Source organism: Paraburkholderia sp. SIMBA_054 (assembly GCF_046534875.1).
GTDB classification, from domain to species: Bacteria; Pseudomonadota; Gammaproteobacteria; order Burkholderiales; family Burkholderiaceae; genus Paraburkholderia; species Paraburkholderia hospita.
In genome coordinates this window covers 1-244 of sequence record NZ_JAWRXV010001481.1, presented here as the reverse complement: position 1 = coordinate 244, position 244 = coordinate 1, and the positions used below count along the sequence as shown (strand labels likewise).

The window sequence follows — 244 nt, the reverse complement described above, 5'->3', positions numbered from 1 at the left end:
GTATCCGCCTCGGCATGGTGGGCGGTGGGGCTGGCGCGTTTATCGGCGGCGTTCACCGTATGGCGGCGCGGCTCGACAACCGGTTCGAACTGGTGGCAGGCGCTTTATCGTCATCAGCGGAAAAGGCGCAGGCCTCGGGGCGTGAACTGGGGCTGGCCGAAGACCGCATCTACTCCAGCTACAAGGACATGGCCATTCGTGAGGCGCGGCTGAAAAACGGCATTGAAGCCGTTTCCATCGTAAC

The 244-nt window shown here is 62.7% G+C and carries 1 pseudogene; it reads left to right on the top strand.

What is annotated here, in order from left to right:
* Positions 1–2: 2 nt before the first annotated feature.
* Positions 3–244, top strand: a pseudogene (locus SB822_RS59955) (gfo/Idh/MocA family oxidoreductase); the annotation flags it as partial.